Source organism: Mesorhizobium shangrilense (assembly GCF_028826155.1).
Taxonomy (GTDB): Bacteria; Pseudomonadota; Alphaproteobacteria; order Rhizobiales; family Rhizobiaceae; genus Arvimicrobium; species Arvimicrobium flavum.
The window spans coordinates 1163399-1178996 of sequence record NZ_JAQGPN010000001.1; the positions used below are offsets into that span (position 1 = coordinate 1163399).

A 15598-nucleotide genomic window follows, 5' to 3' on the forward strand; every position below is an offset into this window, starting at 1 on the left:
TCCCGGCTGAGGAACATCAGACAAACCAAGAAAAAAGGGGAATGACGATGACACTCAACAGACGACAGATCCTGGGCTACGGCGCATCGACCATCGGCGCCGCCGCGCTCGGTATGCCTGCCATCGCCCGGGCGCAGGCTAGCAACGAACTGACCATTGCCTACAACGTCAACCTGCCCTCCTGGGACCCGACCACCGGTCCGTCGGCGGTGAACCCGACCATCCAGGGCTTCTACCAGTCGGTGTTCGACCAGTTCATCCCGCAGAAGCCGGACCTCTCCTTCGCGCCGGGGCTGCTGACCGAATGGGGCTGGAACGAGGACCGCACCAAGGTGATGATGACGGTGCGCGAGGGCGTCACCTGGCATGACGGCTCGCCCTTCACGCCGGAGGACATCGTCTGGTCGCTGGAGCGCGCCGGCAAGGAGGAGACCGGCAACCCGATCCAGTTCGTCTGGAAGAACGTCAACAACTTCAAGATCGACGGCAACAAGATTACCGGCGACGTCGTCCAGTTCGATCCGGTCTACTTCAAGTGGATGTCGTTCCTGACCGGCTACGTGATGCCGAAGGCCTATTACGAGAAGGTCGGCGCGGAAGGCTTCGAGGCCAAGCCGATCGGCACCGGCCCGTACATGGTCGACAAGTTCGAGCGCAACGCGTTCCTGCGCCTGAAGGCCAATCCGAACTACTGGGGCGGCAAGCCGGCCTTCGAGAACGTGACGATCAAGTTCGTCACCGACGCCGCGAGCCGCGTGGCGGAGATCGAGTCCGGCTCCTCGCAGGTGACGCTGGAGATCCCCTACGAGGAGTACGACCGCCTGATCGCCAAGGACGGCCTTGCCGGCTCGATGACCAACATCTCCGACATCGGCATGATCTTCTTCAACGACATCGACGTCATGAAGGACAAGAACGTGCGCCAGGCGGCCGTGATGGCCGTCGACAAGAAGCTCTTGGTCGACCGCCTGCTGCGCGGCTATGGCCTGCCGCTCGACACGCTGGAGACGCCCGAATACGCCGCCTTCGATCCGTCGATCAAGGTCGAGTACAATCCCGACAAGGCGAAGGAGCTGCTTGCCGCCTCGGGCTTTTCGCCCGACAAGCCGGTAAAATTCACCATCCAGACGACCAAGGGCTTCAAGCCGAAGGACTACGAGATGGTGCAGGCGATTGTCGGCATGTGGCGCAAGGTGGGCATCGAGGCCAATATCGAGGTCTACGAGATCGCCAAGCACTACGAGCTGCGCGCCGCCGACCAGCTTGCTCCGGCCGCCTTCTACAACTGGGGCAACTCGATCGGCGACCCGACGACCTCGACCGGCTTCGCCATGTATGGCCCGAGCCCGCACTCGGTGTGGGACGGACAGGACGTCATCGACGCCATCAACCCGCTCTGGGGCGAGAAGGACGAGGCCAAGCGCATCGCCGGATGGAAGGCCGTCAGCAAGCTGATCGCGGACGAGGCCTATGTGCTGCCGCTGATCCAGTACGCACAGCCGATCGTGCATGCGAAGAGCGTCAATGTCGTGCCGCATGTATCGGGCGCGCTGCTGCCGCACCTGATGACGCCGGCGTCCTGAGAACTTCGTGGTGAGGGGTGGCGCTGACGTGTCGACCCCCTCTCCGTCTCGGCTTCGCCTCGACACCTCTCCCCCGATCGACGGGGGAGAGGATGGGCGCCAGAATCGCGGCCGTCCATCCTCTCCCCTCACGAAGTGGGGGAGAGGTGTCGTGCGCAGCACGACGGAGAGGGGGCTGCCGACCCGAGTCCAGATGCGGGCGATGTTTCCGGATCCCGCCGTGCACCATGCAGTCTCAGTTCCATGATCCTCCAGCGCTTCCTCGTCCGCCTGCTCACCATGCTGGTCACGCTGCTCGGCGTGTCCGTGGTGGTCTTCGTCATCATCCGCGTGGCGCCGGGTAACCCGATCGCCATGATGCTGCCGCCCGGCGCGAGCCAGGCCGACATCGACCGCCTGCGCGCGCTCTACGGCTTGGACAAGTCGCTGGTCGAACAATACGTCATCTGGCTTTCCGGCGTGCTGCGCGGCGATTTCGGCACCTCCATCTCGCTGCGCCAGGACGTGATGTCGCTTGTGCTCGGCCGTCTTCCGGCGACGCTCGAGCTGAGTTTTGCGGCGCTGCTGATCGCCGTCTCGCTGGGTGGCACGCTCGCGGTGCTCGGCGCGCGGGCGCAGGGCACGGGCGTCGAGGCCGGCATCGACGTCGCCAACGGCGCGGCGCTGTCCATTCCGGACTTCCTGTGGGGCCTGGTTCTGATCCTGCTGTTCGGCGTGCTGGCCCCGATCTTCCACATATCAGGACGCGTCTCGCCGCAGCTCGACCTGCCCTTCGCGACCCAGTTCTACCTGTTCGAGAGCATCTTCCGGCTGCGCTTCGACCTGACCAAGGATCTCGTCAGCCACATGTTCATGCCGGCGCTGGCGCTCGCCCTGCCGCTCGCGGCGATCATCTCGCAACTCCTCAAGCTGTCGCTGAAGGAGGTGATGACGCTCGACTACGTCGTGCTCGCCCGGGTGAAGGGATTTTCCGAGACACAGGTCATCCTGCGCGAGGCGCTGAGGAACGCGGCGCTGCCGACGCTGACACTGATCGGGGTGCAGTTCACCTTCCTCATCGGCGGAACGGTCATCGTCGAGCGCCTGTTCTCCTACGAGGGGCTCGGCAACATGGCGATCGACGCGGTGATCAACCGCGACCTGCCGCTGATCCAGGGCATCGTGCTCGTCTTCGCGCTGCTGTTCGTGCTGATCAACCTGGCGGTCGACCTCATGTATGCGCTGCTCAATCCGAGGCTGCGTCATGGCTGAGGCTCGCATCGCGCCGCGCCGCGTGGACACGCGCCTGTGGCTTGCCGGCGGCTGGCTGCTGATAGCCATGCTGGCGGCGCTGTTTGCGCCGCTGATCGCACCCCAGGATCCGCTGGCGCAGGACCTGCTCTACGAGCGGCTGCCGCCGTTCTGGATGCAGGGCGCAGAACCCGGCTTCTGGCTGGGCACCGACAGCCTCGGGCGTGATCTGCTGTCGCGCATCATCTATGGCGGGCGCGTCGCCTTCGTGGTCGCCTTCGCCGCGGCCTTCGCCGCCTGCTTCGTCGGGTCGGCGCTCGGCCTCATCGCCGGCTACTTCGGCGGCTGGGCGGACCGGATCATCTCGCGCATTGTCGACATCTGGATGGCGTTCCCGCCGGTTCTGTTCGCCATCCTGCTGGTCGCCGTCTTCGGCACCGGGCTGGGCTCGGTCATCATCGCGATCGCGGTGATCGACTGGACGCGTTTCTGCCGCGTCATCCGCGCCGAGGCGATGAGCCAGGCTCGCATGGACTATGTCGAGAACGCCCGTATCGCCGGCTTCGGCCGCATCGCCATCATGCTGCGCGAGGTGCTGCCCAACGTGCTGCCGACGATCGTGGCGCTGCTGTCGCTCGAGATGGGCATCGCCGTGATCGTGGAGGCGATCCTGTCCTTCGTGAACTTGTCGATCTCGACCGACGATCCGACCTGGGGCGGCATCATCGCCGAGGGGCGGCTGTCGATCCACCAGGCGTGGTGGGTGCTGGTGTTCCCGCTGATCGCGCTGTTCCTCACCGTGCTTTCATTCAGCCAGTTCGGCGAAGGGCTGAAGGGGCGCTTCGATCCGGTGCTGAGATGAGCGAGCGGGGAGACGACTTCAGAATACCCCCTCTCCGTCGCGCCTTTGGCGCGACACCTCTCCCCCGTTCCGGGGGAGAGGATGGGAGCCAGGCTGGACGCCCATCCTCTCCCCTCACGAAGTGGGGGAGAGGTGTCGAGGCGAAGCCGAGACGGAGAGGGGGTGCCTTCGCTGACCGACCCGACACAGTGGGGCCATCATTTTGACCCCCGCTCTCGAGATCTCCAACCTCAGCGCCGTCCTGCCCAACGGCCTGCGGGTCCTGCGTTCCGTTTCCCTGGCGGTGAGGCCGGGAGAGGTGCGCGCTCTGGTGGGGGAGAGCGGTGCGGGCAAGAGCATGATCGGCAAGGCCGTGCTGGGCGTCCTGCCGCCCAGCGTGCGCATCGTCGAGGGCACGATCCGGATGGAAGGCGACGACCTCGGCGCATTGGCGCCGAAGCAGCGCCGCGCGCTGATCGGGGCCAAGACCGCGCTCATCCCGCAGGATCCGCTCACCGCGCTCAACCCGTCGCGCCGGATCGGTCCGCAGATGACTGACCGGCTGGTACATATTCTCGGCTGGGAGGCATCGCGAGCGGAGGCGCGCATCCGGCAACTGCTTGACGAGGTGCAGATCCGTGACCCCGAACGCGTGATCCGATCCTATCCGCACGAGCTCTCAGGCGGCATGCGGCAACGCGTGCTGATCGCTGCAGCGTTTGCGGCCGAGCCGCGCCTGATCGTCGCCGACGAGCCGACGACCGCGCTCGACGTCACCGTCCAGAAGCAGATCCTGCGGCTGATCGCCGACATGCAGCGCGAGCGCGGGACCGCGATCCTGTTCGTCACCCACGACCTCGGGGTGGTCGCGAAGATCAGCCAACGGGTCTCCGTGCTCTATGCGGGCAAGGTGGTGGAGGAGGCGGAGACGCCAGCCCTCTTCGCGCATCCCAACCATGCCTACACCAAGGCCCTGATGGCGGCGACGCCACGCTACACCGATCCGCAGGCGTCGCTGAAGCCGGTGGACGGGACTGTGCTCGCCGGGCTCGCCGCCGAGATCGACGCGGCCGACCGGGAATGGAAGTCGCCGCATGTCTGATCCGCTGTTCAAGGTCACCGGCCTCAAGGTCGCGCTGCCCGATATGGCGCGCAAGCCGATGATCGGCCGTGCGCCGATGGTGGAGATCCTGAAGGGGCTCGACTTGGAGCTTCCGCGCAACTCGGTCACCGGCATCGTCGGCGAATCCGGCTCCGGCAAGTCGACGCTCGGGCGCGCCCTTGTGAGGCTGCTCGAGCCGTCCGCGGGCAGCGTCGTCTTCGACGGACGCGACATCACCCACCTGACCGACACGGAGCTTCGGCCGCTGCGGCGCGACGTGCAGATGATCTTCCAGGACCCGATGTCGTCGCTCAATCCGCGCCGCACCATCGCTTCGATCATCGCCGCGCCGCTGAAGCACAACGGCCTCGGCGACCGGTTGAAGGAGCGCGTCGCGGAGGCGCTGGACCGCGTCGGCCTGCCGCAAAACTTTGCGGGCCGATACCGGCACGAGCTCTCCGGCGGCCAGCGCCAGCGCGTTGGCATCGCACGCGCCTTGGCGCTGTCGCCGAAATTCGTGCTGGCCGACGAGATCGTGTCGGGCCTCGACGTGTCGACCCAGGCGCAGATCCTCACTTTGCTCGAAAGGCTCGCCGCCGAGATGGGCCTGACCGTCGCCTTCATCAGCCACGACCTTTCGGTCATTCGCCGCCTGTGCCGGCAGGTGATCGTCATGCGCCACGGCGAGATCGTCGAAGCCGGCCCCACGGACGCGCTCTTCGCCGCGCCGCGGGAGACCTACACGCGCGAGCTCATCGCGGCGATCCCGCTGCCGGAGATCGACGAGGAATGGCTCGCCAGAGGCGTCAAGGCAGAGACCGGCTGAGGGAGCCGGTTCCGCGCCGGGCCAGCGGGCGCCCGGCACGGCAAAACGACCGCCCGCCATGGGAGAGGTCACATGAGACGCATGCTTCGCAGTGCAGTTCTGACCATCGCCGCATTCGGCAGCGCAGCCACGGCATACGCCGACTCCATTCCCGGCATGCGCGGACACGACCATACCGGCGTGACCGTGCCTGACATGAAACAGGCGGTGGACTTCTTCACCAACGTCATCGGCTGCCAGAAGTCGATGTCGTTCGGGCCGTTCGCCGACGACAAGGGCACGTTCATGCAGGACCTCCTGGGCGTCCATCCCAAGGCGGTGATCGAGGAGATCACGCTGGTGCGCTGCGGCTTCGGCTCCAACGTCGAGCTGTTCAAGTACAGTGCGCCGGACCAGAAGGACCTGCAGGCGAAGAACAGCGACATCGGCGGCTTCCACATCGCCTTCTACGTGGACGATGTGGCGGCGGCGAAGACCTATCTCGAAGGCAAGGGCGTGGCGACGCGCATGGGGCCGCTGCCGGTCAACGAGGGTCCGGCCGCCGGCCAGACCATCCTCTACTTTCAGGCGCCGTGGGGCCTGCAGTTCGAGGCTATCAGCTACCCGAACGGCATGGCCTACGAGAAGGACGCGGAGACGGTTCTGTGGAGCCCGAAGGACCCGGCGAAATAGCGGGTCAGTCGGGGACCACGGCTTCCGCTTCGATCTCGACCTCGTAGTCGCCGATCAACCCGCCGGCCGCGATCATCGTGTTGGCGGGCATGATCTCGCCGAACACGCGTCCGTGCGCCCGCGACACCGGCTCCCACTGGCTGGCGTCGCGCAGGTAGATGCGGGTGCGCACCACGTCTTCCGCGCGGCCTCCGAGTGCCGATATGGAGGCGAGGATCTTGTCGAGGATGTAGGTGGCCTGCGCGCCCGGATCGCCCGGCGCCACGCAGCGGTCGCCGCCATGCGTGGCGGTGGTGCCCGAGACGCGGATGGTGTCCTTGACCCGCACCGCGCGGCTGTAGCCGGCAATCGGCTCCCAGACGCTGCCCGAGGAAACGCGCTGGCGTTCGCGCGCACCCGGCACGGGCGCCGCCTTGAACACCGACGGGATGGCGTCGAGATGGTGGCTGAGATCGCCGGAAGCCGTGAGATAAGGCGGCTTGCGGTACTCGTCGCCGCAGTCGCCGGGGATGGGCTTCGTCACCGCGAAGGCCGCGTCGAGGCGAGCCAGATCCTCGGCGTCCAGGGCGAAGTCGAAGACCTTCAGGTTGTCGTCGCGATGCTCGCTCTCGCCGAGCCGCGCGCCGACGATGGTCGCCGCCACCGCCGGATGCTGGAGCACCCAGCGCGAGGCGACATTCGAGATCGAGACGCCGTGCTTCTTCGCGATCTCGCCCGCAGCCCGCAAAATGCCCTGGAACGCCGTCCAGCCGCCGGCGACGTCGATGAAGCGCTTGTACTTCATGCGGCTCCAGTCGGCGATGTCCGTCGGTTCCGGCTTGCCGACCCATTTCTCCGAAAGGAAGCCGCCGCACAGCGTGCCGTAGGCGAGCAGCCTGACGCCGGTTTCGGCGCAGAGAGCGGACAGGTCGCCGGCGGCGCGGCGGTCGACCAGCGAGAACGAAACCTGGTTGCTGACGAGCGGAATGCCGTCGGCGATGGCGACGCGCAGGTGCGCGGAGTCGAAATTGGTGACGCCGATCTGGCCGATCAGACCCTCTTCCTTGAGGCGTTTCATCTCGTGCAGCGCGTCGAGCCACGCCGGATGCTCGAACGTCCACCAGTGGAACTGGAGGAGGTCGACCTTGTCCACGCCGAGCCTGTCGAGGCGCTCCTGCACGCCCTTGCGGACGATCTCGGCCGTCATCGGGCCGGGCTCCGGGCACCATTTCGTGAAGGCCAGCGGCCGGGCCGGCTTGCCCTTCGACCGCGCCAGCAGGCGACCGGTGATCAGCTCCGCGCTGCCGTAGTGGTCGGCCATGTCGAAGGTGTCGAAGCCGGCCCGCGCATAGGCGTCGAGCGCGTCGGCACCCTTCTCCGGATCGAGCGTCGTGCCGTCCTTCTCCAGGTCGGCGACCTGCCACAGCCCGCAGACGAGGCGGCTGATGTCGAGCCCGTCGGCGAGGCGGATGCGGTCAGGTGTTCTGGACATTCGATGTCCCTTCTTGTGCTTGAGGGGTGGCCGGCGCGTTCGGGCGGGCGGAGAGCTTGCCGAGGTGGCGCGATACCACGCGTTCCTCGCCGAGGATGCCGCGCGGTCGGAACAGCAGGATGGCGCAAAGCGCGACGCCGATCATGACGATCTGCAGCGCGGCCGCGCGGGCCTGCTCGCCGGGCGGGAACAGGGCCGAGATCGCGCCCGCGGACCCTGCCCAGATGCCCCACACCAGCACTGCACCAAGGATCGCGCCGCGATTGTTGCCGGAGCCGCCGACGATCAGCATGGCCCAGACCTGGAAGGTGAGCATCGGGATGTAGTTCTCAGGCGCGATGAAGCCGATGAAATGCGCTTGCGCCGCGCCTGCCAGGCCCATGATGCCGCCGCCCAGCGCAAAGGCCTGCAACCGGAATTTCGTGGCGCTCTTGCCGAGCGCAAGGGCGGCCTGCTCGTCCTCGCGGATGGCGCGCAGGACGCGGCCCCACGGGCTGCGCGCCAGCCGTTCGAGGAGCAGGTAGGTGGCGGCGACGGTGGCGACGAGGATCGCCAGGTTGAGGAGGCTGAACAGCAGCGGGTCGCCCGCCAGCTCCGCGAAGGGGCGGGGAATGAAGCCGATGCCGAAGGGGCCGCCCGTGAGCCATTCGAGGTTGAGCGCGCAGAGCTGCACGACGACCGCGACGCCGAAGGTTGCGATGGCGAGGTAGTCGGCCCTCAGGCGTATCGTCAGGGCGCCGATCAGGAACGAGGCGACGCTCGCCGCAAGCGCCCCTCCGATCCAGCCGACGACGATCGGCAGGCCGAAGCCGCCCACGCGAGCGGGATCGTCCGGCGTGGTCAGCAGGGCGGAGGCATAGGCGCCGATGGCGACGAAGCCGGCGATGCCGACGTTGAAGAGGCCCGTCTGGCCCCACTGCACGTTGAGGCCGAGCGCGATGATCGCGTAGGTCAGCGCCATGGTGAGGAAGAAGGCGCCGTATCCGATCAGCTCGACGCTCATTCCGCTCTCCCGAACAGGCCCTGCGGACGCAGCAGGAGCACCGCGACGAGCACGACGAAAGCGACCGCGGCGCGCCATTCCGCGCCGATGAGCTGCACGGCCAGCGCCTCGGAGAAGCCGACGATCAGTCCGGCGATCATGGCGCCCGGAACGCTGCCGATGCCGCCGAGGATCGAGGCGGCGAACAGAGGCAGCAGGAGGTCGAAGCCCATCTGGGGGCGGATCTGCACCAGCAGTCCGGCGGTCACGCCGGCCACCGCGGCGAGCCCCGCACCCAGCAGCCAGACGACGCGGATCACCTGCCGCACCTCGATGCCGACGACGCCGGAAAGCTGGGGATTCTCGCTGACCGCGCGCATCGAGCGCCCGATGGCGGTGCGGGTGAGCAGGAGGTGCACGGCCACGACCAGCACGGTGGCGACGCCGAGCGACAGAAGCTGGTCCGGGGTCGCACGGATGCCGCCGCCGAGCGGCATCGCGATCTGCAGCGCCTTGCTGTAGTAAGCCGGGTTCGAGGTGAAGATGAACTCCAGCAGGCTGCGCAGCGTCAGCGCTGCGCCAAAACTCGCCATCACGAGGATGATGATGGTCGAGCGTTGGCGGCGGAGCCGTCCGAACAGCAGCCAGTCGATCAACAGCGCAAGCCCGCCGTTCAGCGCTACCGCGGCGATCGCTGCGATGGGCACGGCCCAGCCGAAGGAGAACGGCCCGATCGGGGTCGTGAGCCCGCCCGCCAGCGAGCCGAGCAGGCCGGCGACGGCGAGCGCGAGGTAGGCGCCCCAGGAAATCAGCTCGCCATGGGCGAAGTTGGCGAAGCGCAGGATGGAGTAGGTGAGCGTGATGCCGACCGCGCCGAGGCCGATCATCGAGCCGGCGACCAGACCGTCCATGATGACTTGCGGGTTCATCGCGCGCCCCCCTCGCGCCGGGCGCCGAGATAGAGTTCCGCAACGAGCGGATTGTCGGCGAGCCCTGCCGCCGTCCCTTCGTGGCGCAGCTGGCCCTCGACGAGGATCACCGCGCGATCGGCGATGGCAAGTGCGGCCTTCACGTTCTGCTCCACGAGGATGATGGTGACGCCGGTGGCGTTGATGGCCTTCAGGCGTTGGAACACTTCCGAAACGATCTTTGGGGAAAGGCCCGCCGACGGCTCGTCGAGGATCAGCACGGACGGCTCCACGATGAGCGCGCGCGCGACGGCCAGCATTTGGCGCTGCCCGCCGGAAAGGGCGCCCGCACGCCGCGACGGCTTTGTCGCGAGATCCGGGAACATCGCATAGACGTCAGCGATGCGCCGGCTGCGGGCCGGCTTGGGCAGGATCTGCGCCGCGACCTGCAGATTGTCGTGGATCGAGAGCGTGGCGAAGATGTTTTCGGTCTGCGGCACGAAGGCCAGGCCATGCCTGATCTTCTCGTGCGTGGGCACCTCGGTGACGTCCCTGCCGGCCAACGAAACGGAACCGGAATGAATGGGCACCAGTCCGGCGACGGCCTTGACGAAGGTGGACTTGCCGGCACCGTTCGGGCCGAGGACAATCACCAGCTCGCCCTGGCGGACGGCCAGGGCGACGCCGCGCACGATCGGCAGGTCGCGCTCGTAGCCGGCGACGAGGGCGCTGGTCGAGAGCGCGATGGGAGCGGCGGCGGTCATCAATGAATGCCGCCGAGGTAGGCGTCGATGACTGCCGGGTCGCGCGCTACCTCGTCCGGCAGCCCTTCGGTCAGGTGGCGGCCTGCCGCCATCACGACGACGCGTCCGCAGAGCCTCGCCACCATGTCCATGTTGTGCTCGATGAGCAGGATCGACTTTCCCTGCGCGTTGAGGTCGAGGATGCGGTCCATGATCAGTTCGAGCAGGGTCGGATTGACGCCCGCGGCCGGCTCGTCGAGCAGGATGGCCTTCGGATCGGCCATCAGGATACGCGCAAGCTCGAGCAGCTTGCGCTGTCCGCCGGACAGGACGCGCGCCGGCTCGTGCTCCAGCCTGGAGAGCGTCACGAAATCGAGCAAAGCGCGCGCTTTCTCCACCGCTGCACGCTCCTGGGCGGCGACGCGCCCAGGGCGCAGCACGTTCATCCAGATGCGCTCGCCGAGCTGGTTCTGTTCGCCGGTGAGCACGTTCTCGAGCACCGTCATCTCCGCGAATGGCCGGGGAATCTGGAACGTGCGGCCGACGCCGGCGCCGATGCGCCGTTCGGCGCCGGCGTTCGTCACGTCGATCCCGTCCAGGACGATTGAGCCGCTGGTGGGCTTCAGGCTGCCGGCCAGCAGATTGAAAAGGGTCGTCTTGCCGGCGCCGTTCGGACCGATCAGGCCCAGCATCTCGCCGCGGCGAAGGTCGATGGACATGCCGTCGACGGCGCGCATGCCGCCAAATGCCTTTACCAGGCCGCGCGCCTCGATGAGCGGGCCTGCGCCGCCGGATTGATGCGGTCGTGGAGAAGATTCAATATGCACGCTTGACCCAGCAAAGTTTGATTGCTGATGTTTGATCAAACTTTACATCCGCAGTCTTTGCAAGTACCAATTTTCCCATCGCCCTGGCGGCGAGGCAAACTCTGAACGGCGGCCCTGCATGTCCGATCGGGAAGTCCAGATCTTGCGAATGGGCGCGGCCGCATGACCCGGCAGGCCGCTCTGTCCCCCGTCACCCGCGAGACGCTGCAGGAACGCGTCTATGCCGAGCTGAAACGCTCCCTGATGCACGGTATGTTCGATGCCGGGGAGATGCTGCGCATCCAGGACATCGCCGCGCGGCTGCAGACGAGCACCATGCCGGTGCGCGAGGCCTTGGGCAGGCTGGTTTCCGAACAGGCGCTGGAAGCGCTTCCCAGCCGAAGCATGAGGGTTCCGCTCATCGACCGCGAACGGCTCGAGGATCTCGCCCGGGCGCGCTGCCTGATCGAAGGACAATTGGTGTCGCTCGCGCTGCCGCGGCTCTCCGCAAAGGATTTCGGACAGCTGAGGTCGCTCACCCATGCCTGCGAGGCGGCCTTCGAGAGCGACGAAAGCGTGCGGGCGCACCGCAGCTCCGAACTCAACCATGCTTTCCATTTCTACATCTACCGGGCGGCCGATTCGGCCGTGCTGATCCCCATCGTCGAAAGCCTGTGGCTTCAGTCGGGGCCTTACGTCCGGGCGGCTGCACGCATCCATGACCAGAGCCGCGACCTGTCGGCGACCCACTTCCACTGGGCCCTGATCGAAGCGCTGGAGCGCGGCGATCAAGCAGCCGCGCTGGAGGCGTTGACGGAGGACATCACCCGGTCGTTCAATCTTATCCGGGCGCGCCTCGATGCGCCCGAGACGAAGGCGGCAGGCTATGGCTGAGAAGCGGGACGACACATTCGAGCTTTACGATCTCCGGGTCGAGGTGGTGGCGCCGGAAGGCGCGCCGATCTATTGCGGGGCCAAGGTGGGCGACCAGTTCGAACTGCGCGGCGAGATGCTTCACCTGCCGCCGGGCCAGGGCATGTCGATCTACTCGCTGGCCTCGGTGCTGCCGCTGCTAGCGGCCAAGCAGCGGCCTACTCACAGGAACGACTGGATGACGACGGACGCCGAGATCGCCTGCCCGGATCCGAACTGCGGGTCCCGGCTGAGAATCACGCGGCTCGGACTGCGCCGCTTCAGCCATGCCGAGACGACGGCGGTACCCCTCGATGAGTGAGACGATGCAGAGAACCAAGCTTGCCCCCGACTACGAAATCTCGCGGGTGATCCGCGGCGGCTGGCAGCTTGCAAGCGGCCACGGCTCGGTGAAGAGCGAGGACCCGGTCGCCGACATGATCGCCTTCGCGGATGCGGGCATCACGACCTTCGACTGCGCCGATATCTATACCGGTGTCGAGGAGACGATCGGCCGGTTCCGCCTGCGCTATCGCGACGAGCGCGGCCAGGAGGCGCTGGATCGCATCAAGGTCCACACCAAGTTCGTGCCCGACCTCGACATCCTGCCGGTCATCACCAAGGCGCATGTTGAGAGCGTCATCGACCAGTCGCTGCGGCGGCTGAAGCTGGAGCGGCTCGACCTCGTGCAGTTCCACTGGTGGGATTATTCGCACCCACTCTGGCTGCAGACGTCGGTGTGGCTGGAGGAACTGCGGCAGGCGGGAAAAATCCACAAGGTGAGCGGCACCAACTTCGACACCGACCGCATGCTGGAGATGGTGAAGGCAGGCGTACCGCTCACCTCGATGCAGGTGCAGTACTCGCTGCTCGACGCGCGGCCGGCGAAGCGCATGGCTGCGGCCGCGGCCCAGCACGGCGTGTCGCTGCTTTGCTACGGCACGGTCGCCGGCGGGTTCCTGGGCGACCGCTGGCTCGGCCAGCCCGAGCCGACTGATGCGCTCGAGAACCGCTCGCTGGTCAAGTACAAGCTTATCATCGACGACCTCGGGGGCTGGGACTTCTTCCAGGCGCTGCTGCGGACGCTGCGCACCATTGCGGACAGGCACGGCGTCGACATCGCCACCGTCGCCAGCGCGGCGATGCTTTCGAGGCCGAGCGTGGCCGGCGTCATCGTCGGCGCGCGAGACCGGTCGCACCTGGCCGCGAACCTTGCAATATCCAGCGTCGAGCTAACCGAACGGGACGAGGCCGAGATGGCCTCCGCGCTCGGGATGGCTCGGGAACTCGAAGGCGACGTCTACACGCTTGAGCGCGACCGCACGAGCCGGCACGGCTCGATCATGAAATACAACCTGAACAAGGGGGCCGCCTGAGGAGTCGGGGGCTCCGGTCACTGCGTGGCCGCGGTGACGGGAATTTACGTCTAGCCAGGCCGCACGAGCGGCGAACAAACAGGGGAATGCCATGAGGAACATTTTGCTGACGACCACCTTTCTCGCCGCGATCGGGGCCGCCGCCCCGGCTGCGGCGCAAGGCTGCGACATCACCGTCGGCCTGGTCATGGAACTGACCGGTCCGGCCGGGGCCTACGGGCAGGCGGGCGCGAAGTCCGTCGAAATGGCCTTTCGCGACTTCAATGAGGCTGGCGGTGTCGACGGCTGCAAACTGGTGATGGACACGCGTGACAGCCAGAGCCAGGGCAACGTCGCCGTCGACCAGGCGACCCAGCTCGTCAACATCAAGAAGGTGCCGGTGATCATCGGCGGCATCATCTCGTCGGTGTCGATCCCGATCCTGACGTCGGTGACCGCGCCGGCCGGCGTGGTCCAGGTCTCGCCCGCCTCCTCCTCGCCGACGCTGACGGCGCTCGGCCGCGACGGCAAGACCAACGGCGTCTTCTTCCGCACCATCACGTCGGATGCGCTGCAGGGCACGGCCGCCGCCAAATACGCTGTCGACCAGAACATGAAGAAGCTGGCCATCATCCACGTCAACAACGATTTTGGCGTCAACATGGCCCGCGAGTTCGCGGCAGCCTACGAGAAGCTCGGCGGCACCATCACCTCGACGACGCCCTACAACGAGAAGCAGGCGAGCTATTCCGCCGAGGCGAGCGCCGCCATGGCTGGCGAACCGGAAGCGCTCTACCTGATCAGCTATCCGGTCGACGGCGCCACCATTGCGCGCGCCTGGATCTCCGGCGGCGGCGCGGCAAAGTTCCTGCTCAACGACGGCATGAACGCCAGCGAGTTCATCGACGCGGTGGGAGCCCAGTACCTGAACGACGCCTATGGCACCTCGTCCGGTACCTCGAAGACGGCATCGACCGAGTATTTCTACGGCAACTACGAAGCCTTCTCGGGCGGGATCAAGCCGGATGCGCCGGCCGCCGACCGTTCGTATGACGCGGGCGCCATCGTGGCGCTTGCCATCGCCAAGGCAGGCAAGGGCGACGCTGCGGCCATCAAGGCGGCGATCCCGCAGGTCGTGGCGGCCGATGGCGAGCCGATCTATGCCGGCAAGGACGAGTTCGCGAAGGCGCTGAAGCTGATCAAGGAAAGCAAGCCGGTCAGGTATGAAGGCGTGATCGGCCCGGTCAGCTTCGACCAGTATGGCGACATCACCGGCCCGTTCCGCCTCTGGCGCGTGCAGGAAGGCAAGGTCACGACAGTCGGCGAAATGAGCGCGGCCGACGTCGAAAAGATCAAGACCGAGACGTCGAAGTAAGCAGCCGCAAGACATGAAAAAGCCGGTCGGCGGGGTTCCGCCGACCGGCTTTTTCGTCGGTTGGGGCTGTATCAGCCGATCTTCTGGCCGGTCTTTGCCCAGTCGGCCAGGAACGCCTCGAGGCCCTTGTCGGTGAGCGGATGCTTCACCAGCGCCTTGAGCGTGGCCGGCGGTACGGTCGCCACGTCGGCGCCGAGCATGGCCGCCTGCTTCACGTGGTTTGCGGTGCGGATCGAAGCGGCCAGGATCTCGGTGTTGAAATCGTAGTTGTCGTAGATGGTGCGGATCTCGGAGATCAGCTCCATGCCGTCGATGTTCATGTCGTCCAGCCGCCCGATGAAGGGCGAGATGAAGCTCGCGCCCGCCTTGGCGGCGAGCAGCGCCTGGTTGGCCGAGAAGCACAGGGTGACATTGACGAGGCGGCCTTCCGAGCGGATTGCCCTGCAGGCCTTCAGGCCATCGAGCGTGAGCGGCACCTTGATGCAGACGTTGTCGGCGATCTTTGCGAGCGCACGGGCTTCGCGCATCATCTCGGAATATTCGGTTGCGGTCACTTCGGCGGAAACAGGCCCGTCGACCATCTCACAGATCTCGCGGGTCACATCCTCGATCTTGCCGCCCGACTTGAGAATCAGCGACGGATTGGTGGTGACGCCATCGAGCAGGCCGAGATCGTTCAACTCGCGGATTTCCTTGACGTCGGCGGTATCGACGAAGAATTTCATGATGGACTCCTTCTGATCTCACTCGCGGGGGCGCCCGCTTATCGTTGGCCTTTGCTCTAGACCAAGA

Annotated in this window: 16 protein-coding genes; 10 read left to right on the forward strand and 6 right to left on the reverse strand. The window is 66.6% G+C overall.

Going from position 1 to position 15598, the window contains the following annotated elements; genetic code table 11:
- The first annotated feature begins 47 nt into the window (after positions 1–47).
- The 6 genes from PD284_RS05720 (at position 48) to PD284_RS05745 (ending at position 6254) form a co-directional block, all read left to right on the forward strand.
- Positions 48–1583, forward strand: coding sequence for an ABC transporter substrate-binding protein (locus PD284_RS05720; protein WP_274627251.1), 1536 nt, complete (start codon positions 48–50; stop codon positions 1581–1583).
- Positions 1584–1826: 243 nt separating this feature from the next.
- Entirely contained in the window at positions 1827–2834 is a 1008-nt protein-coding gene (locus PD284_RS05725) for an ABC transporter permease (protein WP_274627252.1), read from the forward strand.
- Positions 2827–3675 (forward strand): ABC transporter permease, encoded by an 849-nt coding sequence (locus tag PD284_RS05730; RefSeq protein ID WP_274627253.1) that lies wholly within the window; start codon positions 2827–2829, stop codon positions 3673–3675. The genes PD284_RS05725 and PD284_RS05730 overlap by 8 nt, the downstream gene beginning before the upstream one ends.
- 202 nt (positions 3676–3877) lie before the next feature.
- Entirely contained in the window at positions 3878–4756 is an 879-nt protein-coding gene (locus PD284_RS05735; RefSeq protein ID WP_274627254.1) for an ABC transporter ATP-binding protein, read from the forward strand.
- Complete coding sequence (locus tag PD284_RS05740) at positions 4749–5582, forward strand: ATP-binding cassette domain-containing protein (RefSeq protein WP_274627255.1); 834 nt, start codon at positions 4749–4751, stop codon at positions 5580–5582. The genes PD284_RS05735 and PD284_RS05740 overlap by 8 nt, the downstream gene beginning before the upstream one ends.
- Positions 5583–5663: 81 nt before the next feature.
- A complete protein-coding gene (locus PD284_RS05745; RefSeq protein ID WP_411956253.1) occupies positions 5664–6254 on the forward strand; it encodes a VOC family protein in 591 nt (196 codons plus the stop codon).
- A 4-nt stretch (positions 6255–6258) separates the two neighbouring features.
- Here the strand turns inward: PD284_RS05745 and PD284_RS05750 are convergent, their stop codons facing one another.
- Genes PD284_RS05750 through PD284_RS05770 form a run of 5 tightly spaced genes read right to left on the reverse strand, consistent with a single transcriptional unit; the run spans position 6259 to position 11185 of the window.
- A complete protein-coding gene (locus tag PD284_RS05750; RefSeq protein ID WP_274627257.1) occupies positions 6259–7725 on the reverse strand; it encodes an aldo/keto reductase in 1467 nt (488 codons plus the stop codon).
- Positions 7709–8728, reverse strand: coding sequence for a branched-chain amino acid ABC transporter permease (locus tag PD284_RS05755; RefSeq protein WP_274627258.1), 1020 nt, complete (start codon positions 8726–8728; stop codon positions 7709–7711). The genes PD284_RS05750 and PD284_RS05755 overlap by 17 nt, the downstream gene beginning before the upstream one ends.
- Positions 8725–9636, reverse strand: coding sequence for a branched-chain amino acid ABC transporter permease (locus tag PD284_RS05760; protein WP_274627259.1), 912 nt, complete (start codon positions 9634–9636; stop codon positions 8725–8727). The genes PD284_RS05755 and PD284_RS05760 overlap by 4 nt, the downstream gene beginning before the upstream one ends.
- A complete protein-coding gene (locus PD284_RS05765) occupies positions 9633–10379 on the reverse strand; it encodes an ABC transporter ATP-binding protein (RefSeq protein WP_274627260.1) in 747 nt (248 codons plus the stop codon). The genes PD284_RS05760 and PD284_RS05765 overlap by 4 nt, the downstream gene beginning before the upstream one ends.
- Positions 10379–11185, reverse strand: a complete 807-nt coding sequence (locus PD284_RS05770) for an ABC transporter ATP-binding protein (protein WP_274627261.1) — start codon at positions 11183–11185, stop codon at positions 10379–10381. The genes PD284_RS05765 and PD284_RS05770 overlap by 1 nt, the downstream gene beginning before the upstream one ends.
- Positions 11186–11347: 162 nt before the next feature.
- On the opposite strand from PD284_RS05770, the gene PD284_RS05775 reads away from it, so the two are divergent.
- The 4 genes from PD284_RS05775 (at position 11348) to PD284_RS05790 (ending at position 14806) form a co-directional block, all read left to right on the forward strand.
- Positions 11348–12058 (forward strand): GntR family transcriptional regulator, encoded by a 711-nt coding sequence (locus PD284_RS05775; protein ID WP_274627262.1) that lies wholly within the window; start codon positions 11348–11350, stop codon positions 12056–12058.
- A complete protein-coding gene (locus PD284_RS05780; RefSeq protein WP_274627263.1) occupies positions 12051–12398 on the forward strand; it encodes a TIGR04076 family protein in 348 nt (115 codons plus the stop codon). Before PD284_RS05775 ends, PD284_RS05780 begins: the two co-directional genes overlap by 8 nt.
- A gap of 4 nt (positions 12399–12402) precedes the next feature.
- On the forward strand, positions 12403–13452 hold the full coding sequence (locus PD284_RS05785; RefSeq protein ID WP_274627264.1) for an aldo/keto reductase: 1050 nt from the start codon (positions 12403–12405) through the stop codon (positions 13450–13452).
- 91 nt (positions 13453–13543) lie between these two features.
- Entirely contained in the window at positions 13544–14806 is a 1263-nt protein-coding gene (locus tag PD284_RS05790; protein ID WP_274627265.1) for an ABC transporter substrate-binding protein, read from the forward strand.
- A gap of 71 nt (positions 14807–14877) precedes the next feature.
- On the opposite strand, the gene fsa is transcribed toward PD284_RS05790, so the two are convergent.
- Positions 14878–15531 carry a fructose-6-phosphate aldolase gene (gene fsa / locus PD284_RS05795; RefSeq protein ID WP_274627266.1) on the reverse strand — a complete coding sequence of 218 codons (654 nt, stop codon included), beginning with the start codon at positions 15529–15531 and terminating at the stop codon, positions 14878–14880.
- Between the last annotated feature and the right edge of the window lie 67 nt (positions 15532–15598).